Source organism: Duganella sp. CF402 (assembly GCF_900109645.1).
Classification (GTDB): Bacteria; Pseudomonadota; Gammaproteobacteria; order Burkholderiales; family Burkholderiaceae_D; genus Rugamonas.
Genome location: NZ_FOBG01000001.1, coordinates 3,278,956 through 3,298,877, shown reverse-complemented (window position 1 = coordinate 3,298,877; position 19,922 = coordinate 3,278,956). Strand labels below are relative to the sequence as shown.

Sequence of the window (19,922 nt, the reverse complement as noted above, 5' to 3'; positions counted from 1 at the left end):
AACGCTGGCGCGCCAGCAGCACCGTGTGCCAGCGTACCGATTTTTGGCATAACGCTCGATCACTGGCAAAAAATCAGCACGTCACGCCGCTTGAGGTAACTCAAGCGGGCGCAGGTGGGATTTATTGTTTGCGGCGCAGGAGGAAGAGGGCGGCGGCGGTCCAGATCAGCAGCGTGGCGGCGGAGGCTTCGACGCCGTAGGCGCCGCCGTTCAGCCATTCGGGGCCGGGCATGCTGACTTGCAGCCAGCCGCGCGCGGCGTGGCCGGACACCGGTACCACAAACAAGCCGTCGTACAGGTAGTTCCAGCCGAGGTGCAGGCCGATCGGCAGCCACAGACGGCGCGTCAACAGGTAGGCGGCGCTATGCGCCACGCCGGCCACGCCGGTGATGACCACGGCCAGTACGCTCACGCCCTCGTTGGACATGTGTGCCAGCGCGAACAGTACGAACGATGACACCAGCGCCGCGCGCGTTCCCCAGCGCTGCTCGATCAGGCGGAACAGCACCGCGCGGAAGATCAGTTCTTCAAACATCGCCACCATCATTTGCTCCGGCAGGGTCTTGAGCATGATGTGCCAGTCGTTGCTGCCGGTGATGTGGAAGGCGCCGGCCATCGCCAGCAGGCCGGCCACGGCCAGTCCCAACCCGGCACCGAGCGCCACGCCGAGGCCCGCTTCACGCGCCGCGCCAGGCAGCGCCAGTTCGGTCAGCGCGCGGCCGGATTCGGTGCGGCGCACGAACCAGCGATAGCTCAACACGCTGATGGCCGCCGCCAGCAGGAACGGCCAGCCGCCCACGCGCAGCGGCTTGGGCACGAGGATGTCGGCCAGGATCATGGTGATGGTAATCGGCGCCAGCACGGCGATGACGCCGAAGACCATGCGCGTGATGGGATGCGAGAAGAAACGATTGCGGAAGCTTGGGACGGTCGGAATGACGTGCTGCGTGCTGCTCATGTGCTCTCCAGTTGCTTTTTTGTTATTTTAGCAAACCGGCAAGCTCCACGGCAGTTTTAACTTGCATCTTGTCGAAGATGTGGGCGCGGTGGACTTCCACCGTGCGCATGCTGATGCCCAACTGGTCGGCCACCACCTTGTTCATTTTGCCGGCCAGGATCAGGTCTAGCACTTCGCGCTCGCGCACCGACAGCGTGGCCAGGCGCGCATGCACGGCGGCGGTTTCGCCAGCGCGGCGCGAAGTCGCCAGGGCTTCCTGTACGCGGTCCATCAGCTGGTTGTCGTTGAACGGTTTTTCGAAGAAGTCGAAGGCGCCGCGCTTGAGCGTATCCACCGCCATCGGCACGTCGCCGTGGCCGGTCAGGAAGATCACCGGCATGCGCTGCGCCACGCCGCGCGCCAGCAGCTGGTCGAATACCGCCACGCCGTTCATGTCCGGCATGCGCACGTCGAGCAGCACGCAGTCGCCATCGACGTCGAAGGCGCCGTTGCCGATCTGCGCGAGGAAGTGCAGGCCCGATTCGTAGGCGCGCGCGGGAATCGCCCGCGACGTGGCCAGCCAGCTCAGTGAGTCGCGCACGACCGCTTCATCGTCAACGATATGCAGCATTTATAGTGTCTCCAGGTTCGTTGCCGCCGGCAGCACGAACGTAAATATGGTCCCGCCTTCGGGGTTGGCGCGGAAGGTCAGCGCGCCGCCGTGGAATTCTATCGCAGTCCGGCAGATGTTGAGTCCCATGCCCATGCCTTCCGCCTTGGTCGAGAAGAACGGCGAGAACAAGCGCTGCGCCACTTCGTCCGGGATGCCGTGGCCATGATCGATCACCGCCACGCTGACTTGCGCGGTGGCTTCGTCGTAGGACGCCACCACGTTGAGGACGCGGCGCTGCGGCTGCACGTGCTGCATCGCCTCGATGCCGTTGCGGGTGAGGTTGAGCAGCACCTGCTCGATCATCACGCGGTCGGCACGCACCGGCGGCAGGTCGGCCGGGATCTCGGCGCGGAACGAGACGTAGCTCTGGCGCGCCTGCAGTTCGATCAGCGCGCGGATGCTGTCCAGCAGCGAGGCGATGCCCACTTGCTGCCGCAGCGGTTCGCGCTTCTTCACGAATTCGTGCACGCTGCGGATGATCTGGCCGGCCCGCTGCGCCTGCGCGCCTGCCTGTTCCAGCGCCGGCTTGAGGATGGCGCAGTCGACCGGGCCTTCGCGCTCCAGCACATTGAGTGCGCCGGTGGTGTAGCTGGAAATCGCGGCCAGTGGCTGGTTCAGTTCATGCGCCAGCATGGAGGCGATTTCCCCCATCGTTGCCATGCGCGCCGAGGCTTGCAGCTTTTCCTGCTGCTGGCGGTTCAGTTCTTCGATGCGCTTGCGGTCCGAGATGTCGAGGATGGAGCCCATCCAGCCGGTCTGCTTGCCGTCGTTGTCGACCAGTGGCGCTTCGAAAACCAGCACCGGCACGCGCTCGCCATCCGGACGCAGGAAGAAGGTTTCGAACTGCGGTGTGACCTTGCCCGCCAGGACGTTGGCAAAGCGCGTCTGGTATTCCGCCATCGCTTCCGGCGCCCAGTAGGGCATGGGCGGCAGCTTGCCGACGATTTCCTCGGCCGGATAGCCGACGATCTGGCAGAACGCCGGATTCACATAGGTGATGCGGCCTTCAAGGTCGCGCGCGCGCAAGCCGGTCACCAGCGAATTTTCCATCGCGGTGCGGAACGACATTTGCTGGCGCAGCGCGCCTTCCGCCGCAAGGCGTTTCGAGATGTGGCCCCACAGCGCGAGCAGGCTCCATAACAAGCCAAGCGATAGCACGATTACCGAACCGACCAGCAGGTTGGGCAGCAATTGCGGTTCGCTCTTTACGCTGTCCGTCACCAGCGTGACCGAGGCGCCGGGCAGGTCGAGCGCGCGCTTGTGAGTGTAGACGCCGTGGCCCGGACCGGCCGCCGCGCGCCGCGCCAGCACCTTGTCGTCGCGATCCACCAGCGACACCTGATTATCCTGGGCGAACCACCACGGCACCATTTCCTCGAGCAGGGCGCTGGTCTGGTAGGTGGCAACCAGGTCGCCCAGATATTCGTCGCCACGGAACAGCGGCACGTGGTAGTCCATCAGCACGGCGGACGGCGCGGCTGCCGAAATGTGGGTTTGCGCCTCCGGCTGGGTATACATCGGCCGGCGCGTCTTGCGCGTGATTTCGGCGGTGGCTTTGGAGGCCGGCGACAGTTCCACCGGCGCGGCCAGCGGATCGCTGCTGCCCACTAACTGGCCGTCCGGCTTGAGCCACACCACGCGCAGCAATTCGTGGCCATTCTTCAGCAGGCGCGCCATGCGCTCGTGCAGCTGCGCCGGCGTCAGGTGGCCGGTGGCGATTTCCACGCCCAGCGCGCGCAGGCTCTCTTCATCGCGCCCGAGCTGGAAGCGGATGGTTTGCTCGACCCACAGCGTATCGGCGATCAGCTGCTCCTGGCGCTCGTTGCTCTCCATCTGGCGCGCCTGCCACGGTAGCCAGATCAGGATGGCCAGGAAAAACAACACCAGCACGATAGGCAGCAGCCAGCGCAGCGAGGTGCTGGAGTGCGGGCGGCGGCGCGCGGCAGAGGCAACAGGCGCGGTAGAATGGGCAGATGTCATGGGCGATCAGGGTAGCTTGTCGTGATGGGGCGGCCATTGTGGTTATCCACACTTGCCGCCCTTGCAGCTATTTATAACAATCGTTCAGAATAGAAGAATAGTGTAACTTTAAACCCACCAGGAGACTTCATGAAACTGAAACCCGTCCTGCTCGTCCTGAGCGCGGCCCTGAGCTTCAACGCATACGCGCAAGCGCCTATCGTCATCAAATTCAGCCACGTGGTGGCCACCGATACGCCGAAGGGCCAGGCCGCAGAGCGTTTCAAACAACTGGCGGAAAAGGCCACCAATGGCCGCGTGAAGGTCGAGGTGTATCCAAATAGCCAGCTTTACAAGGACAAGGAAGAACTGGAAGCGCTGCAGCTGGGCGCGGTGCAGATGCTGGCGCCATCGCTGGCCAAATTCGGCCCGCTGGGCGTGAAGGAGTTTGAAGCCTTCGACCTGCCGTACATCTTCCCGTCGAAGACGGCGCTGTACAACGTGACCGAAGGCGAAATCGGCAAGTCGCTGCTGAAGAAGCTGGAACCGAAGGGCATCACCGGCCTGGCGTTCTGGGATAACGGCTTCAAGGTGATGTCGGCGAATAAGCCGCTGCGCAATCCGACCGACTTCAAAGGCCTGAAGATGCGTATCCAGTCGTCCAAGGTGCTGGACGCGCAGATGCGCGCGCTGGGTGCGAACCCGCAGGTGCTGGCGTTCTCCGAGGTGTATCAGGCGCTGCAAACCGGCGTGGTGGATGGCACCGAGAATCCGCCGTCGAATATGTACACCCAGAAGATGCACGAGGTGCAGAAGTATGTGACCGTGTCGAATCACGGTTACCTGGGCTATGCGGTGATCGTCAACAAGAAGTTCTGGGACGGCCTGCCAGCCGATATCCGCACCGCGCTGGATAAGGCGATGAAGGATGCCACCACCTTCGAGAAGGCGATTGCTCAACGCGACAACGACCTGGCGCTGGAAGCGATCAAGAAAGCCGGCAAGACTGAGATCTACACCCTCAGCGTGAAAGAGCAAGCCGACTGGCGCAAGGCACTGCTGCCGGTGCACCAGCAGATGGAAGGCCGTATTGGTAAGGAGCTGATCTCGGCGATCAACAAGGAAGCAGCTAAATAATCGGTTGTCGTCCCGGCGCAGGCCGGGACCCATAGAACGTTCGCAGCAAGGCACACTCAGTATGGGTCCCGGCTTTCGCCGGGACGACGAGCGTGCTACATCAGGCCCATCGCCTTGGGCAGCCAGAGCGACAGTCCCGGCCAGTAGGTCACGATCACCAGGAACACCAGCATCGTAATCAGCCACGGCATCACTGCCACGGTCAGTTCCGAGATGCTCATCTTCGAGATACCGCTCGCGACATACAGGTTCAGGCCCACCGGCGGGTGGCACAGGCCCACTTCCATGTTCGCATCGATCATGATGCCGAAGTGGACGGCGTCAATCCCCAGACGAATCGCGGCAGGGTGCAGGATCGGCGCCATCACCAGGATGATCGACGAAGGCTCCATCACGTTACCGGCCAACAGCAGCAGGATGTTGGTGAAGAACAGGAAACCGGCCTGGCCAAGATCCTTGTTCAGGATCCAGTCCGCCATCGCCTGCGGGATATTCTCGTGCGCCATCAGGAACGAGAACAGTACGGCGTTGGTGATGATGTACAACAGCATGGCCGACAGCGCCGCCGATTTCTTCAGCACCTCCGGCGTTTTCGACAGCGGCATGTCGCGGTAGACGAACACCGAAATCAGGAACGCATACACCGCGCTCATGGCCGCCGCTTCGGTCGGCGTGAAGATGCCTTTGGTGATACCGCCGATGATAATCACCACCAGCATCAGGCCCCACACGCTCTTGCGGAACGCGGTCCAGCGCTGCTTCCAGCCGGCCTTGCGCATGCGCGGGTAGCCGTTCTTTTTGGCCAGCACCCAGGTGGTACCACACAACATCACGGTCAGCAGGATGCCGGGGAACAGGCCGGCCAGGAACAGCGCGCCGATCGAGGTGTTGGTCGAAATTGCGTAGATGACTTTCGGGATCGACGGCAGCATCAGGATACCCAGCGAGCCGGCGGTGATGATGACGCCCGCGCCGAAGTGTTTCGGGTAACCCTGCTTGACCATCGCCGGCAGGATGATGGAGCCGATCGCCACCACCGTCGCCACCGAGGAGCCGCACACCAGCGCGAACATGGCGCAGGCGATGATGCCGGCCAGCGCCAGGCCGCCGTGCCAGTGGCCTATCAGGCTGGTGGCAAAGGCGATCATGCGCTTGGCGACGCCGCCGTGGGTCAGGAAGTTACCGGCCAAAATAAACAGCGGGATGGCCATGATCTCGAACTTCTCGATGCCGCTGAAGAGTTTCAGCGCCACCGCTTCCACCGGCACTTGCGTCAGCAGGTACATAAACATCAGCACCGTCAGGCCGAGCGCGATGGAGACCGGGATCCCGGTCAGCATTAGCAGGATCAGCAGCGCGAACACGATGCCGACCTTGCCGCCTAATATGCACACGGCCAGCAGGATGCCGGCGATCACGCTGATGATAGTGCCGGCTTTCTTTTTGCTCCAGGGCTCGATGCCCTGCATGGTGACGGCGCCGCTCATCGTGCACCTCCATGCGCCGGGGCGGCGGCAAACAGTTCGTCGTGGTCGTCGTCATCGAGGCCTTCGACGTGCGATTCGTCATGATGCGGCAACTCGCCGTGGCGCAGGAAGGTCCAGCCCACTTGCAGGAAACGGAAGCACATCAGGTAGGAGCCCAGCGGCACAGCCGAGTAGATGAACCACGTTGGCCATTCCAGGTCCGGCGTGGTCGGGCCTTCCGGTACGTCGGAGGCGTCCCAGCCGAGCAGGGTGTAGGTGGCGTGGTGCATGCCGTTCTCCCACACGAAGGTCAGGCCCAGCGTGCCGACGATGCCGGTGAACAGGGTGCCGCAGCCGATCGCCAGCAGCACCGTGAAGCGGCGCCACTCCGGCGGCATGCGGTTGACCAGCACGTCCACGCCCACGTGCACGCCTTTGCGCACGCCGTAGGCGGCGCCGAACTTGGCCATCCACACGAACATGATGATGGCCAGTTCCTGTGCCCACTCAAAGTGCAGCGACAGCAGGTAATCCTGGACGTAGGGTATTGGCAGGCCGGTGCCGTAGCGGTGCACCACGGAGAGGAAGATGATGAGCGTCGCGCCGCCCATCAGGAAGGTGATGATCCACTCCTCCAGATGATCTAGTAGTTTGGTCAGCATAGGTGTCTCTAGGTTTTATTGGCACTGGGAAATCCAGCATTCTAGATAACTTATCCGCGTGGTGACAATGTGGCAATAAGGGGTACTACTAAGTCGCATGCCAGGGGCTTACCACAACTTTTTTGGTTTGCCGAGTATTTTGTTTATGCCTCAAATAGTCCGTCCGTCGAACTCAAAAAATTTGCGAAAAACCGGAGGGGTTGCGTTATGATGGCGTCGCTCTCAGGGAAACGTGCATAACGATATGCAGCCCGGTAGCAAAGAATTGTAAGTGGGGAGTGTGTATAGAAACGGTAACCAATACCGGCACTAGATTGAGGAGACACACGTTTTACAGAATGTCGCTGTTATAGGGTCTGCAAGCCGCCACAAGCGTGCTACGGAACCAGGCAAGCGACCGGGAACGTGAAGCAGGATTTGAGAACGCACCAGATGGTGCGTTTTTTTTTTGCCCGCGCCAATTACAATAGAAACACTGTGGCATTTTTGCTGTAGCAGGGATGCAACATAATGGTGCATAGAGACAACTTTTTGGTGCAAGCAACTGTGAACAAAATACAACAAGGCAGCGAGCTGTTTTCCGCCATTCTCGCCCTGCCTTTCGGCATGCTAGGGATACGGACGGCCGCCGGCGTGGTAACCGAGATGTGCTACCTGCCGCCCCATTTTGAGGCAAAGGCGCCGCAGGATGCGACCGCCGAACTGGCGGCCTACCAGGTCGAGCAATACTGCGCCAATGCCGATTACCAATTTACCTTGCCGCTCAAGCGCGCCGGTACCGAGTTCCAGCAAAAAGTGTGGGCGGCGATCAGCTCGATCCCGCGCGGCAGCATGCGCACCTACGGCGAGCTGGCCAAACACATCGGCTCGGCGCCGCGCGCGGTGGGGCAGGCCTGTGGCGCCAATTGGTTCCCGATCGTGGTGCCGTGCCACCGGGTGACGGCAGCAGGCGGCCTGGGCGGCTTCTCCAACAGCGACGATCCCAACGGCTACCTGCTGGGCATCAAGCGCTGGCTGCTGGCGCATGAAGGTTCGAGCGAGTACGCATGGCAGCAGACAACCTTGCTCTGATCGACGAGTTCTGCGACAGCCTGTGGCTGGAGGACGGGCTGTCCAAGAACACGCTGGAAGCCTACCGGCGCGACATGCGCCTGTTCGTGCAGTGGCTGGAGCAAAAGCGCACGCAGGTCGATGGCTTGCTGGCGGTGCAGGCGCACGATATCGAAAGCTATATCGCGGCGCGCCACGAGCAGGGCAAGGCCACCTCGTCCAACCGGCGCCTGTCGGTGATCAAGCGCTTTTATCAGATGCTGCTGCGGCAGCGGCGCATCGAGGCTGATCCCAGCCTGAAACTGGCTTCCGCCAAGCAGCCGCAGCGTTTCGTGCACACCCTGAGCGAGGCGCAGGTGGAGGCTTTACTGGCCGCGCCGGACGTCAATACCCCATTAGGCCTGCGCGAGCGCACCATGCTGGAATTGATGTACGCCAGCGGCCTGCGGGTGTCCGAGCTGGTCGAGCTCAAGCTGCTGGAGCTGAGCCTGAACGATGGCGTGTTGCGCGTCACCGGCAAGGGCGCCAAGACGCGGCTGGTGCCGTTCGGCGCGCAGGCGCGATCGTGGCTGGAGCGCTATTTGAAGGAGGCGCGCGGCGTCATCCTCAACGGCCAGCAGGACGACGCCCTGTTCGTCACCGGGCGCGGTTCCGGCATGACGCGGCAGATGTTCTGGGTCTTGATTAAAAAACATGCCCTGAAGGCCGGCATCACAGCGCCGCTGTCACCGCACACCCTGCGCCACGCGTTTGCCACACATTTGCTCAACCACGGCGCTGACTTGCGTGTTGTGCAATTGTTATTGGGGCATTCCGATATTTCAACTACGCAAATCTACACCCACGTCGCGCGCGAGCGTTTGAAGCATTTGCATGCGCAACATCATCCTCGTGGTTGAGGAACTTGCGTCATAATGAAGGCAGGGCAACGCTTTTAAAGAGGAGTGGGCAAATGGCCAAAACGAACTTCGCGTATGAAAAGCGGCAGCGGGAGTTGGAAAAGAAGAAAAAGCAGGAAGAGAAAGCCCGGCGCAAGGCCGAGTTGAAGAACAATCCCGGGCTGGCCCAGGAGGGCGAGGAGGATCTCGCCGAGGGCGAGGTTTCCGGCCTCGCCCGCAACGATGATGATGACGAGAACTGATTAAGCCACTTCGGCTTCTTCTTTTTTCACTTCGTGCAGCCCGTGCTCTTCTTCGTGATGACGCTTGAAGAAGCGCGCGCAGCGTTTGCCGAGGCTGTCCAGGTAGGTATAGGCCACCGGCACCACCACCAGCGTCAGCAGGGTTGAGGTCAGCACCCCGCCGATCACCGCGCGGCCCATCGGGGCCTGCGTCTCGCCGCCTTCACCCATGCCGATCGCCATTGGCAGCATACCGAACACCATCGCCAGCGTCGTCATCAGGATAGGGCGCAGGCGCACCTGGCCGGCCGTCATCAGCGCTTCGTGCTGGCTCTGGCCTTCCTTCTGCGCGTGGTTGGTGAAGTCCACCAGCAGGATGGCGTTCTTGGTCACCAGGCCCATCAGCATGATGAAGCCAATCACCGAGAAGATGTTGAGCGTGCTGCCAGTCACCAGCAGCGCCACCAGCACGCCGATCAGCGACAGCGGCAAGGACATCATGATGGCCACCGGCTGCAGGAAGCTGCCGAACTGCGAAGCCAGCACCAGGTAGATGAAGATCACCGCGATGCCCAGCGCGATCATGGCCGAGGTCATCGACTGTTCCATCTCCTGCGCATTGCCGCCGACGTCGAAGCGCACGCCGGACGGCAGTTCGATTTCCTTCATGGCCTTCTTCACGTCGCTGTCGACGTCGCCGCCGGGACGGCCTTCGGTGCTGGCGTACACCGCCACGCGGCGTTGCAGCGCCTGGCGCTTCAGCACTTGCGGGCTGAAGGCCGGCACGAAGTCCACCACCTGGCGCAGCGGCACCATCACCGGACGGCCGTCAGGCCCCAGCTTGCTCGACGCCAGCGACAGGTCGGCCAGGTCGGTCACTTTCTGGCGGCCCGATTTCGGCAGTTGCACGTTGACTTCGTAGTTCTGGCCATCAGCGGCCAGGAAGTGCGAGGTGGTGTCACCCGCCACGAACGGCCGCAGGGCGGCGCCGATCTGCTGCGTAGTCAGGCCAAGGTCGCTGGCCAGCTCGTTGTTGATCTTGATGTTGGTCGACGGGTTGGCGCCTTCCTGGCTGTATTCCAGATCGACCAGGCCTTTGATCTTGCGCATCTTCTCCATCAGGCGATGGGCGACGTCGTCCAGCTTGGCTTCGTCGGTGCCGAGGATGGCGATGAAGATCGGCTTCATGCCGGCCGTCAGCGTGATGCCGGCGATCTGGTTCAGGCGGGCGCGGATCGCTGCCTCCATCTGCTGCTGCGTGCGGCGAGCGTGGAACTTGCGGTCCTTTAGCTTGATGTCGATCTGCGCGGTGTTGCGGCCGTCCCAGGTGCCGACCACGGCGATGACGCTGTCGATTTCAGGGAAGGCCTTGAGCGCCGCTTCCACCTGATGCACCTTGTTGTTGGTGTAGTCCAGGCTGGAGCCGACCGGGGTCTTGACCAGGAAGTTGACCCAGCCGTTATCCTGCTCCGGCATCATCTCGCCGCCGATGCGCGGCACCAGCAGGATGCTGCCGGCGAACAGCGCAAAGGCCAGTAGCAGCGTCGACTTCTTCCAGCGCAGCGCCAGTGCCAGCACCTTGCCGTACACTTTGTGCAGCCACTCCACGCCGCCTTCCAGCCAGTGCATGAAGCGGCCCAGCCACGGCAGGTATTTGAAGCGGTCCTGCACCGGGTCCGGCCACACCGACGACAGCATCGGGTCCAGCGTGAACGAGACAAACAAGGACACCAGCACCGCCACCGCCACGGTAATCCCGAATTGCAGGAAGAAGCGGCCGATGATGCCGTCCATGAATGCCACCGGAATGAACACGGCCACAATCGCAAAGGTGGTGGCCATCACGGCCAGGCCGATTTCGTTGGTGCCGTCTTCGGCCGCCTGGCGGTGCTTCTTGCCCATGCCGAGGTGGCGCACGATGTTCTCGCGCACCACAATCGCATCGTCAATCAGCAGGCCAATACACAGCGACAGCGCCATCAGGGTCAGGAAGTTGAGCGTGAAGCCGAACGCCTTCATGGCGATGAAGCTGGCCAGCACCGAGATCGGCAGCGTCAGGCCGGTGATGATGGTCGAGCGCCACGAGTGCAGGAAGAAGAACACGATCACCATCGTCAGCACCGCGCCTTCGATGATGGTTTTCTTGACGTTGTCCAGCTGCGCCTGCACCTTCAGCGATTCGTCATTCAGCACTTCGACCTTGATATCGGACGGCAGGGTTTTCTTCAGGTCGGCGGCGACCTGCTGGATGCGGCGGCCCACTTCCACCACGTTGGCGTCCTGCACCTTGGTGATGTCGAGCGTGACGGCGCGGTTGCCGTTGATGCGCGAGATCGACAGCTCTTCCTGCGCGCCGTCTTCCACCGTGGCCACTTGCTCCAGATAGACTGGCCCGTTGGCGCGGCGCGCCACGATGATCTTGTTGAAGTCGCGCGGATCCTTCATCTTGCCTTCGACGCGCACCAGCCGTTCGCTGGCGCCGTAGCTGATGAAGCCGGCCGGCAGGTTGGTGTTGGTGTTCTGGATCGCGTTCAGCACTTCGTCCACGCCGACCGCTTGCGCCGTCAGGTCGTTAGGGCGCAGCTGGATCAGGATCTGGCGCGCCGTCATGCCGTTGACGCGCACCTGGCCAACGCCGGCCACGCCCTGGAAGCGTTTGGCGATGATCTGGTCGGCCAGCGTCGACAGTTCGCGCAGCGAGTGTTCGCTGGCGGTCAGGCCGATCTGCGCGATCGGACGCGCGTTCTCGCCTTCGAAGCGGATGATGAACGGGTCCTTGGCCTCACGCGGGAAGCGCGGCCGCACTTGCGCCACTTTGTCGCGCAAGTCCTGCATGGCGCGGTCCATGTCGGCCGACAGTTCGAAGTCGATGTAGACGCCGGCGCGGCCTTCCCACGAGTTGGAGCGCAGCGTCTTGATGCCGCTGACGGTGTTGACCGCTTCCTCGATCGGACGGGTGATATCGTTTTCCACCGCTTCCGGCGAGGCGCCCGGATACTGCACCTCAATGGCGGCGCCGGGAATCTCGACGTTCGGCATCGCTTCCAGGCCCAGGCCGCGATACGAGAACAGGCCCAGCACCATCAGCGCCACCATTACCATCGTGGCGAACACCGGGTTCTGAATGCTGACTTTAGTGATCCACATGATCAGCCCTTCGCCGGTTCAGCGGTCATCGCTTGCGCCGATGGTGGCGGCGCGGCCGGCAGTTTGACCGCAGCGCCGGGCTTCAGGCTGTCCAGGCGCGAGATGATGACGTGCGCGCCTTGCTGCAAGCCTTCCTGCACTTCGGCGTAACCTTCCTCTTCATTGCGCAGGCCGATCTTGACCGGCTGCGCCAGCAGCTTGCCTTGTTCTACCTTGTAGACGATCTGTTTGCCATCCTTGTCGCTGCGGATTGCTGCCAGCGGCACCACCGGCGCCACCGCCGAGCGGTCGGTGACGATGCTGCCCTTGGCGAACATGCCGGCGCGCAGCGCGCTGTCATCGTTCTTGACGGCGATGTAGACCAGCATCGCGCGCGAGCCGGTTTCGGTGGCTGGATTGATGCGCGCCACCTTGCCGTGGAATTCGCGCTGGGCGAAACCGTCGACGCGGAATTTCACATCCTGCCCGACTTTCACGCGCGGCACTTCGGACGCCGGCACCTGCGCTTCCAGGGTCAGCTCGGACAGGTTGACGATGCTGTACACCGCCATGTCCGGCGCCAGCTTTTCGCCGGCCTGCACGTGGCGTTTGCTGATCACGCCATCGATCGGCGCCTTGATCACGCCGTCGTTGAGGGCGATGCGGGCGATTTCCACCATCGCTGCCGCCGACTTCACCGCCGCGCGCGCCAGGTCAACCGAGTTCTGGGTCGAGTCATAGGCGTTTTGCGAAATGTATTTCTGCTTGAGCAGGGCCTGGCTGTTGGCTTCGTTCTTGGTCGCCATCGCCAGCTTGGCCTGCGCTTCATCGAGCATGGCTTGCTGCTGTTGCAGGCGCGCGCGCAGGTCGGCCTGGTCGATGCGGGCCAGCACCTGGCCGGCGTGCACCGCCATGCCTTCCTGCAGCGTGGTGGCTTCCACCACGCCCGAAACCTTGGACTTGATGGTGGCCGAACTCAGTGGCGCCAGCGAGCCCGAGAGGGGCAAGCTGACCGCCAGTGAACGGGCGTCGACCGCCGCGATATCGCCGGTCGACAATTCGAAAACGTCTTTCTTCTCTTTGGCTGCAGCCGCAGGCGCGGCGGGCGCAGCGGCCTGGGCAGGTGCGGCTTGCTTGCCGTGCCAGACGGTCCAGCCGCCGCCGGCCAGCGCAACCACAATCAGAACGGCTACCGGCTTGCGCCAGCGTTTGCTGCGCACGGTAGGCTGGGTGTACGGGGGAAGGGTTTCAAGTTTCATATCGTTTTTCTAGTGTGGATTGCGCATGGTGTCACTTTAGGATGTTGCAAGGGCGACAGCCAGCGAAATGCGATAGGCGGTGTAAAAACACGCCTGAAATGCAGAAAAACGAGATGGGATGAAACTTAGTACATGCTTAGTACATGGACAAGGTTACCAGCACCTGGCCGTGGTCGGACGCCTCCGGCAGCTGCGGCTGCAGGTGGGCGTTCAGGTAGCTGACCTGTAGCACTTCACCCACCGCGCGGGGCGAGGCCGGGTGGAATTCCTCCGACACCAGCACATGGTCGATGGTCATCAGGCGGCTGTCGTGGGTGATGGTGTAGCCGCCGTCGGTGTAGCCGCCGTCGCCGCCGGGCTGGAGCTGGCGGCTGTCGAACAGCTGGCCGCGCAATTCCTCGCCCGGCTCGCAGGCCTTGCCGGCGCCCATCACGATGTGGGTGGTGACGGCGTCCACCGTGTCGTTGAAATCGCCCAGCACCACGCGCGGGCGGTGCTGTTCCTTGTCCAGCGCGCTGAGCAGGGCGCGCAAGGCCACCGCCTCGGTGCCGCGCCGGATCAGTGAGCGCAGGTTGGCTTGCGCATGCAGCATCGGGTCGTCGCCGACGTCGCCGTTGCGGTAGTCGGGGCGCTTGGATTTGAGGTGGATCACGATCACGTCGGCAATCTGCTGGTTCGGCAGCACCACCTGCACATGCAGCGGCGCGCGCGCGAAGCGGTCGGCGTCGCGGCTGCCTTCGGGCAGGGCCACGCCGTCGGGGAAGACGATGTAGGCTTGCGGCGGCGCCGCCAGCGGCAGGCGTGTAATGAGCGCCACTTCCGGCGTCAGGCGCGGTGCGCCGGTGACGGGATCGGGCGGCGGTTCGAAGCCGGCCAGGGTGGCTTCCCGGTAGCGGGTGGTTTTGGCCAGCACCTCGCGCAACGCGGGCAGGGAGAAGATTTCCTGCAGGCCGATCACATCGGCATCGAGCGCATCGAGCTGTTGCGCGGTCCAGGCGACTTTCGCTTCGTACTCGGCCTCGGTCAGGGGCGCCAGATTGTCGTACAATTTCGCCCCAGGCTGGGAAAGATTGCATACATTGAAAGTAGCAAAGCGAATTTCCTGCTGCATAATGGACAACTCCCCGAACCGATCATGGCGAAAAAAGAGCACATCTCCGAAACCCCGGCCACCCAGCTGCTGCGCAAGCACAAGGTGGCCTTCACCGAGCACCCCTACGATTACGAGGAGCACGGCGGCACCGGCGTGTCTTCGCGCGAACTGGGCGTCGACGAGCACCACGTGGTCAAGACGCTGGTGATGCAGGACGAAGCCGCTAAACCCTTAATTGTGCTGATGCACGGCGATTGCAAGGTCTCGACCAAGAATCTCGCCCGCAACATCGGCTGCAAGTCCGTTGAACCGTGCAAGCCGGAAGTGGCGTCGCGCCACAGCGGCTACATGATCGGCGGGACTTCGCCGTTCGGCACCAAGAAGACCATGCCGGTGTATGTGGAGGATAGCATCCTTGCGCTGGAAACGATTTATATCAATGGGGGCAGGCGCGGCTACCTGGTGGGCATCAAGCCCCAGGTGCTGACCGAGCTGCTCAACGCCAAGGCGGTACACTGCGCTCTGGCCGAGTAAGGCGCGGCAGTGTATATTCGTCGGCTGCAAATTCGGGGTCAGAGCCGACAATCGGACATTTCGTGCGCGAATGTCCGATTGTCGGCTCTGACCCCGAATTTAGATAACAATAATTTGAGGAAAAGATGAATACTGTTTGGATGACCGTGGCCGCCTACCTGATCGGCTCGATCTCGTTTGCCGTCGTCAGCAGCAAGCTGTTCGGCCTGGCCGATCCCCGCACCTATGGTTCGAAAAACCCGGGCGCCACCAATGTGTTGCGAAGCGGCAACAAAGGCGCAGCCATCGCTACCCTGATCGGCGATGCCGTCAAAGGCTGGCTGGCGGTGTGGCTGGCGATCCATTTTGCGCCGCAGCTGAATATCGGCGATGCGACCATCGCGCTGGTGGCGATCGCCGTGTTCCTGGGCCACCTGTGGCCGGTATTCTTCCGCTTTGTCGGCGGCAAGGGTGTGGCGACGGCGGCCGGTGTACTGCTGGGCTTGAATCCTTGGCTGGGCGTCGCCACCTTGGTGACGTGGCTGGCCGTGGCGTTTGCATTCCGTTATTCGTCGCTGGCAGCTTTGGTGGCGGCAGTGTTTGCGCCGTTCTATTATGGATTGTTGTTTGGCGTGGAGCCGCAGCTGTTCGCCGTGTTTGCCATGAGCGCGCTGCTGGTGTTCCGTCACAGCAAAAATATCTCCAACCTGATCGCAGGCAAGGAGAGCCGCATCGGCAGCAAAGCGAAAGGCAAGTAAATAAAATGGCAACTCCTCTCAAAATCGATTTCGTCTCCGACGTCTCCTGCCCGTGGTGCGCCATCGGCCTGAGCTCGCTGGACAAGGCGCTGGCCAACATCGGCGCTGACGCCGAAGTGAGCATCCACTTCCAGCCATTCGAGCTGAACGCCAACATGCCGCCGGAAGGGCAGGACATCGGCGAGCACCTGACCGAGAAATACGGTTCGACCGCCGAACAGCAACAGCAGGCGCGCGAGATGATCCGCGCGCGCGGCGCCGAAGTCGGCTTCGATTTCGCGATGGACAAGCGCGGCCGTATCTACAACACCTTCGACGCCCACCGCCTGCTGCATTGGGCCGGCTTGCAGGGCAAGCAGAAGGAATTGAAGCAGGCGCTGTTCAAGGCTTACTTTACCCAAGGCCTGGATCCGAGCGCGCATGAAGTGCTGATCTACCTTGCCGGCGAAGTGGGGCTGGACAAGGACGCGGCGCGCCAGGTGCTGCATACGGGCGAGTATGGCCCGGAAGTGCGCGAGGCCGAGCAGTTCTTCCAGCGCCACGGCATCAACTCGGTGCCGGCCGTGATCATCAACGAGCGCCACCTGATTTCCGGCGGCCAGCCGGCGGAAGTGTTTGAACGCGCGCTGCGCGAGATTATGACGAAAACGTAAAAAGCAGCGTAAAAAGTCGCCTTGCGCGATCTTGTTTTGCTATACACTCCTTGGGTAAAAATGATAAGAATCTTGTCAATTACTCAGGGAGGCCCATGCTGGCCGTAGAAAAAGTTCACACGCTGATTACCGCTCGTCCGCAGGCTGACCAGTTCCGTTTAGCTGCGCTGCATCGTTATCACATCCTCGACACCCCCGCCTGCGAAGATTTCAGCTTCCTCACCGAGCTGGCGGCGCAAGTCTGCGAAGTCCCCTACGCTTTCATCTCGCTGGTCGACGCCGAGCGCGTCTGGATCAAGTCCTGCGCCGGCATGCAGCTGGGCGAACTGCCGCGCGGCGAGAGCTATTGCTCGCTGGCCGTGCTGGGCGATGCCGTTACTGAAATTCCCGATCTCGCCGAAGACCCGCGCACCGCGCACATGACGCTGACGGTCAACGCGCCGCACATGCGCATGTACAGCAGCGTGGCGCTGTCGTCGTCGGACGGCCATGCCATCGGCACCCTGTGCGTGCTGGACACCAAGCCGGGCCGCCTGAGCGAGGCGCAGCGCACCACGCTGGCCAGGCTGGCGCGCCAGGTGATGGCGTTGATCGAACTGCGCGCCAATGAGCGCAGCCTGGAAGCGGCGGTGCGCGAGCTGGAACTGCTGGCCACCACCGATGATCTGACGGGTTTGCACAACCGGCGCTCGCTGCAGCACCGGCTGAAGTTTGAAGTGGCGCGCGCGCGCCGTTTCCGCTCACCGCTGTCCGCGCTGATGATCGATGTCGATCACTTCAAGAAGGTCAACGATGAATACGGCCACATGGTGGGCGACCAGGTGCTGGCCAACATCGGCCGCATGCTGCGCGAGAGCCTGCGCGTGATCGACCTGCCGAGCCGCTACGGCGGCGAAGAGCTGTGCATCGTCTTGCCGAACACCCCGGTGGACGGCGCGTGCAAGCTGGCGGAAAATCTACGCGTTAAAATTGAAGCGTTGCTGCACAGCGCCGGCGCGCGCCAGTTCCAGGTGACGGCCAGCATCGGCGTGGGTGCGTTCAATCATATGGAAATCAACGATGCGGACAGCCTGCTGCAACAGGCCGATGCCGCGTTGTACCGCGCCAAGCACGCAGGCCGTAATCGTGTGGAGTGCGGGTCCGAATAAAGGAGAGTGGTCATGCCTACTGCTATCTGGAATGGGGTCGTCATCGCGCAGGCGAGCGACGACCAGGTTCAAATCGTGGAAAACAACGTCTACTTCCCGCCTGCCAGCGTCAAGCGGGAATACCTGCAGGCCAGCAGCCATACCTCGCGCTGTCCGTGGAAAGGCCTGGCCAGCTACTACTCGCTGAACGTGGATGGCAAGATCAACGAGAACGCCGCGTGGTACTACTCGGAGCCTTCCGAGAAGGCGGCGCAGATCAAGGACCACGTGGCCTTCTGGCGCGGCGTCGAGGTGCAGCGCTAGTTGGATAACATCACCCACAGCATTATCGGATTTGGTGTTGGCGAAGTGGTGCACCGCAGCCTGCCTGCGGAGGCGGACGCGCTGTCGCAGCGTGTGCGGCATCGCTTGCTGCTGGTGGCGTGCGCGCTGGCCAGCAATTTTCCTGACCTCGATCTGTTCCTGACCAAGCTGCTGCCTGATCCTTTGGGCTATCTGCTTAACCATCGCGGGCATACACATACGGTGCTGTGGGCCGTGCCGCAGGCCTTGCTGCTGGCGGCGCTGCTGTGGCTTTGCTGGCCGTCGGCGCGCTCATTGCTGCGTGCCAGTCGCCCGGCGCGGCTTGGGCTGACGCTGAGCATAGGCCTCGGCCTGGCGCTGCACCTGCTGATGGACTTCACCAATTCGTATGGCGTGCATCCGTGGTATCCGTTCGATGGGCGCTGGTTATATGGCGACATGGTGTTCATCATCGAGCCGCTATTCTGGGTGGCGATTGGTGTGCCGATGGCGCTCATCATGCGCTGGCGCTGGTTGCGCATGGCCGGGCTGCTGGCTTTGTTCGCGGCGTTGGTGTTCTTTGCTGCGCGCGAATATCTCGGATGGATGTCGTTTGCGGCGCTGTTGCTGATTGCTGCGGCTTGCGGCTTCGCGCAGTGGCGTGCTGGCGAGCAGGGACGCGCGGGTTTGCTGCTGGCGCTGGGCGTCAGCGTGGCGTTCATCGCGGTGCAGGGCGTGGCCTCGCATGCAGGCAGGGCGCTCGTGACGGCGGACTTGCAGCGCATCGATCCATCCGCGCGGGTGCTGGATGTGGCGATGACGGCATTCCCGTCGCAGCCGCTGTGCTGGGCCTACGTCAGCATGCAGAGCAATGGCACGCAGTACCGCTTGCAGCGCGGTGTGGCCAGCGCAGCGCCGGCGTGGCTGGCTGCGGAAGCTTGCCCGGCGGGCCTGCGCGAGCGGACGCAGAGTGTCAGCGGCAGCTTGCAGGAACTGCGCGCGCTGAAAGCCAACAGTTGCCACGTCGATGCCTGGCTGCGCTTCGGCCGCATGCCTATATTGGCCGATGGCGTACTGTCCGACTACCGCTTTGCCACCACCCCGCGCGGGAACTTCACCTCGCTGCACGTGGACGAAAAAACTCCATGCCCGCAAGGTGTGCCGGCATGGAGTTACCCGCGCGCCGACCTGTTTTAGGCGGCCTGTTTCAAAACGTCGTCGTGATCGGTGGAGAGCGCGACGTCCAGCCATTCGGCCATCTCTTTTTCCACGAACTGGTTTTTGGCGCGCACGCGCTGCACCGTGTCCGAGCCCAGTTGCAGGCGGGTCGGCGGCGTGGCGCTGTCGGCCAGTTGCAGCAGAGCGCCGGCCAGCTTGAGCGGATCGCCCGGCTGCGCGTGGTTGACGCCGGCCGCGAAGTCACGCATCACGCCGACCGTGGCGGCGTAAGAATCAATGCGGTCGCGCGTGGCCACCAGCGACGAAGCGTCGAGGAAGTCGGTGCGGAAGAATCCCGGCTCTACCACTGTCACCTTGATGCCCAGCGGTTCCAGTTCAATCGCCATCGCCTCGCTCAGCCCTTCCACCGCAAACTTGGTCGAGCCGTACACGCCCCAGCCGGCATAGGAAGAATAGCCGCCCACTGACGAGATGTTCATCACGTGGCCGCTGCCTTGTTTGCGCATCACTGGCAGCACGGCGCGGCTGACGTTGAGCAGGCCGAACACGTTGGTCTCGTACAGCGCGCGCACTTCCTCGGCGCTGGCTTCTTCCACCGCGCCCAGCAGGCCGTAGCCGGCATTGTTGACCAACACGTCGATGCGGCCGAAGCGCGCCACCGCTTGCTGCGCGGCGGTGATGGCTTGGGCTTCCAGCTTCACGTCCAGGCGCAACGCCAGCAGGTTGGGATGCTCGCCCAGCGCGGCGATGACGGTTTGCGGATCGCGTGCGGTGGCCACCACGAAGTCGCCACGTTCCAGTGCTTTTTGTGCCGTCAGTACGCCGAAGCCGCGCGATGCACCGGTGATAAACCATACTTTGTTCATGATGCTTTTCCTTTCGAGGTGAGTTGATGGAGCCCAGTTTA

General features: G+C 62.6%; 19 protein-coding genes. 10 read left to right on the top strand and 9 right to left on the bottom strand.

Annotated features, from left to right (window positions below; genetic code table 11):
* Positions 1-121 precede the first annotated feature (121 nt).
* Genes BMZ70_RS14780 through BMZ70_RS14770 form a run of 3 tightly spaced genes read right to left on the bottom strand, consistent with a single transcriptional unit; the run spans position 122 to position 3,590 of the window.
* Positions 122-958 carry a CPBP family intramembrane glutamic endopeptidase gene (locus BMZ70_RS14780; RefSeq protein ID WP_092275613.1) on the bottom strand — a complete coding sequence of 279 codons (837 nt, stop codon included), beginning with the start codon at positions 956-958 and terminating at the stop codon, positions 122-124.
* Between the two features lie 22 nt (positions 959-980).
* Positions 981-1,568: a response regulator transcription factor gene (locus tag BMZ70_RS14775; protein ID WP_092275611.1), complete on the bottom strand. Its 588-nt coding sequence runs from the start codon at positions 1,566-1,568 to the stop codon at positions 981-983.
* Positions 1,569-3,590, bottom strand: coding sequence for a PAS domain S-box protein (locus BMZ70_RS14770; protein WP_092275608.1), 2,022 nt, complete (start codon positions 3,588-3,590; stop codon positions 1,569-1,571).
* A gap of 129 nt (positions 3,591-3,719) precedes the next feature.
* Here BMZ70_RS14770 and BMZ70_RS14765 point away from each other — a divergent pair, with 129 nt between their 5' ends.
* Positions 3,720-4,706, top strand: coding sequence for a TRAP transporter substrate-binding protein (locus BMZ70_RS14765; protein ID WP_092275605.1), 987 nt, complete (start codon positions 3,720-3,722; stop codon positions 4,704-4,706).
* A gap of 95 nt (positions 4,707-4,801) precedes the next feature.
* Here BMZ70_RS14765 and BMZ70_RS14760 read toward each other — a convergent pair whose 3' ends face one another.
* Positions 4,802-6,193, bottom strand: a complete 1,392-nt coding sequence (locus tag BMZ70_RS14760) for a TRAP transporter large permease (protein ID WP_092275602.1) — start codon at positions 6,191-6,193, stop codon at positions 4,802-4,804.
* The gene (locus BMZ70_RS14755; RefSeq protein WP_207231504.1) at positions 6,190-6,834 is read right to left on the bottom strand and encodes a TRAP transporter small permease; all 645 of its coding nucleotides are present in this window, start codon (positions 6,832-6,834) and stop codon (positions 6,190-6,192) included. Before BMZ70_RS14755 ends, BMZ70_RS14760 begins: the two co-directional genes overlap by 4 nt.
* A 606-nt stretch (positions 6,835-7,440) precedes the next feature.
* Between BMZ70_RS14755 and BMZ70_RS14750 the strand changes: the two genes are divergently transcribed.
* From BMZ70_RS14750 to BMZ70_RS14740, 3 genes are read left to right on the top strand one after another with little or no spacing between them, the layout of a single operon-like run.
* Positions 7,441-7,905 carry a methylated-DNA--[protein]-cysteine S-methyltransferase gene (locus BMZ70_RS14750; protein WP_229205476.1) on the top strand — a complete coding sequence of 155 codons (465 nt, stop codon included), beginning with the start codon at positions 7,441-7,443 and terminating at the stop codon, positions 7,903-7,905.
* Positions 7,881-8,783: a site-specific tyrosine recombinase XerD gene (gene xerD, locus BMZ70_RS14745; RefSeq protein WP_092275597.1), complete on the top strand. Its 903-nt coding sequence runs from the start codon at positions 7,881-7,883 to the stop codon at positions 8,781-8,783. Before BMZ70_RS14750 ends, xerD begins: the two co-directional genes overlap by 25 nt.
* Before the next feature lie 53 nt (positions 8,784-8,836).
* The gene (locus BMZ70_RS14740; protein WP_092275594.1) at positions 8,837-9,025 is read left to right on the top strand and encodes a hypothetical protein; all 189 of its coding nucleotides are present in this window, start codon (positions 8,837-8,839) and stop codon (positions 9,023-9,025) included.
* On the opposite strand, the gene BMZ70_RS14735 is transcribed toward BMZ70_RS14740, so the two are convergent.
* From BMZ70_RS14735 to BMZ70_RS14725, 3 genes are all read right to left on the bottom strand, one after another.
* A complete protein-coding gene (locus tag BMZ70_RS14735) occupies positions 9,026-12,151 on the bottom strand; it encodes an efflux RND transporter permease subunit (protein ID WP_092275591.1) in 3,126 nt (1,041 codons plus the stop codon).
* 2 nt (positions 12,152-12,153) lie between these two features.
* Positions 12,154-13,389 (bottom strand): efflux RND transporter periplasmic adaptor subunit, encoded by a 1,236-nt coding sequence (locus BMZ70_RS14730; protein ID WP_092275588.1) that lies wholly within the window; start codon positions 13,387-13,389, stop codon positions 12,154-12,156.
* Positions 13,390-13,525: 136 nt separating this feature from the next.
* Entirely contained in the window at positions 13,526-14,500 is a 975-nt protein-coding gene (locus BMZ70_RS14725) for an endonuclease/exonuclease/phosphatase family protein (RefSeq protein WP_092275585.1), read from the bottom strand.
* Positions 14,501-14,524: 24 nt separating this feature from the next.
* On the opposite strand from BMZ70_RS14725, the gene ybaK reads away from it, so the two are divergent.
* From ybaK to BMZ70_RS14695, 6 genes are all read left to right on the top strand, one after another.
* Positions 14,525-15,016, top strand: coding sequence for a Cys-tRNA(Pro) deacylase (ybaK, locus tag BMZ70_RS14720; protein ID WP_092275582.1), 492 nt, complete (start codon positions 14,525-14,527; stop codon positions 15,014-15,016).
* Positions 15,017-15,141: 125 nt separating this feature from the next.
* The gene (gene plsY / locus BMZ70_RS14715) at positions 15,142-15,753 is read left to right on the top strand and encodes a glycerol-3-phosphate 1-O-acyltransferase PlsY (protein ID WP_092275579.1); all 612 of its coding nucleotides are present in this window, start codon (positions 15,142-15,144) and stop codon (positions 15,751-15,753) included.
* 5 nt (positions 15,754-15,758) lie between these two features.
* Entirely contained in the window at positions 15,759-16,406 is a 648-nt protein-coding gene (locus BMZ70_RS14710) for a DsbA family oxidoreductase (RefSeq protein ID WP_092275577.1), read from the top strand.
* A gap of 95 nt (positions 16,407-16,501) precedes the next feature.
* The gene (locus BMZ70_RS14705) at positions 16,502-17,554 is read left to right on the top strand and encodes a sensor domain-containing diguanylate cyclase (RefSeq protein ID WP_092275574.1); all 1,053 of its coding nucleotides are present in this window, start codon (positions 16,502-16,504) and stop codon (positions 17,552-17,554) included.
* A gap of 12 nt (positions 17,555-17,566) precedes the next feature.
* Positions 17,567-17,857: a DUF427 domain-containing protein gene (locus BMZ70_RS14700; RefSeq protein WP_092275571.1), complete on the top strand. Its 291-nt coding sequence runs from the start codon at positions 17,567-17,569 to the stop codon at positions 17,855-17,857.
* On the top strand, positions 17,858-19,033 hold the full coding sequence (locus tag BMZ70_RS14695; protein WP_092275568.1) for a metal-dependent hydrolase: 1,176 nt from the start codon (positions 17,858-17,860) through the stop codon (positions 19,031-19,033).
* On the opposite strand, the gene BMZ70_RS14690 is transcribed toward BMZ70_RS14695, so the two are convergent.
* The gene (locus BMZ70_RS14690) at positions 19,030-19,881 is read right to left on the bottom strand and encodes an oxidoreductase (protein WP_092275565.1); all 852 of its coding nucleotides are present in this window, start codon (positions 19,879-19,881) and stop codon (positions 19,030-19,032) included. The two genes, BMZ70_RS14695 and BMZ70_RS14690, sit on opposite strands and share 4 nt — an antisense overlap.
* Positions 19,882-19,922 lie beyond the last annotated feature (41 nt).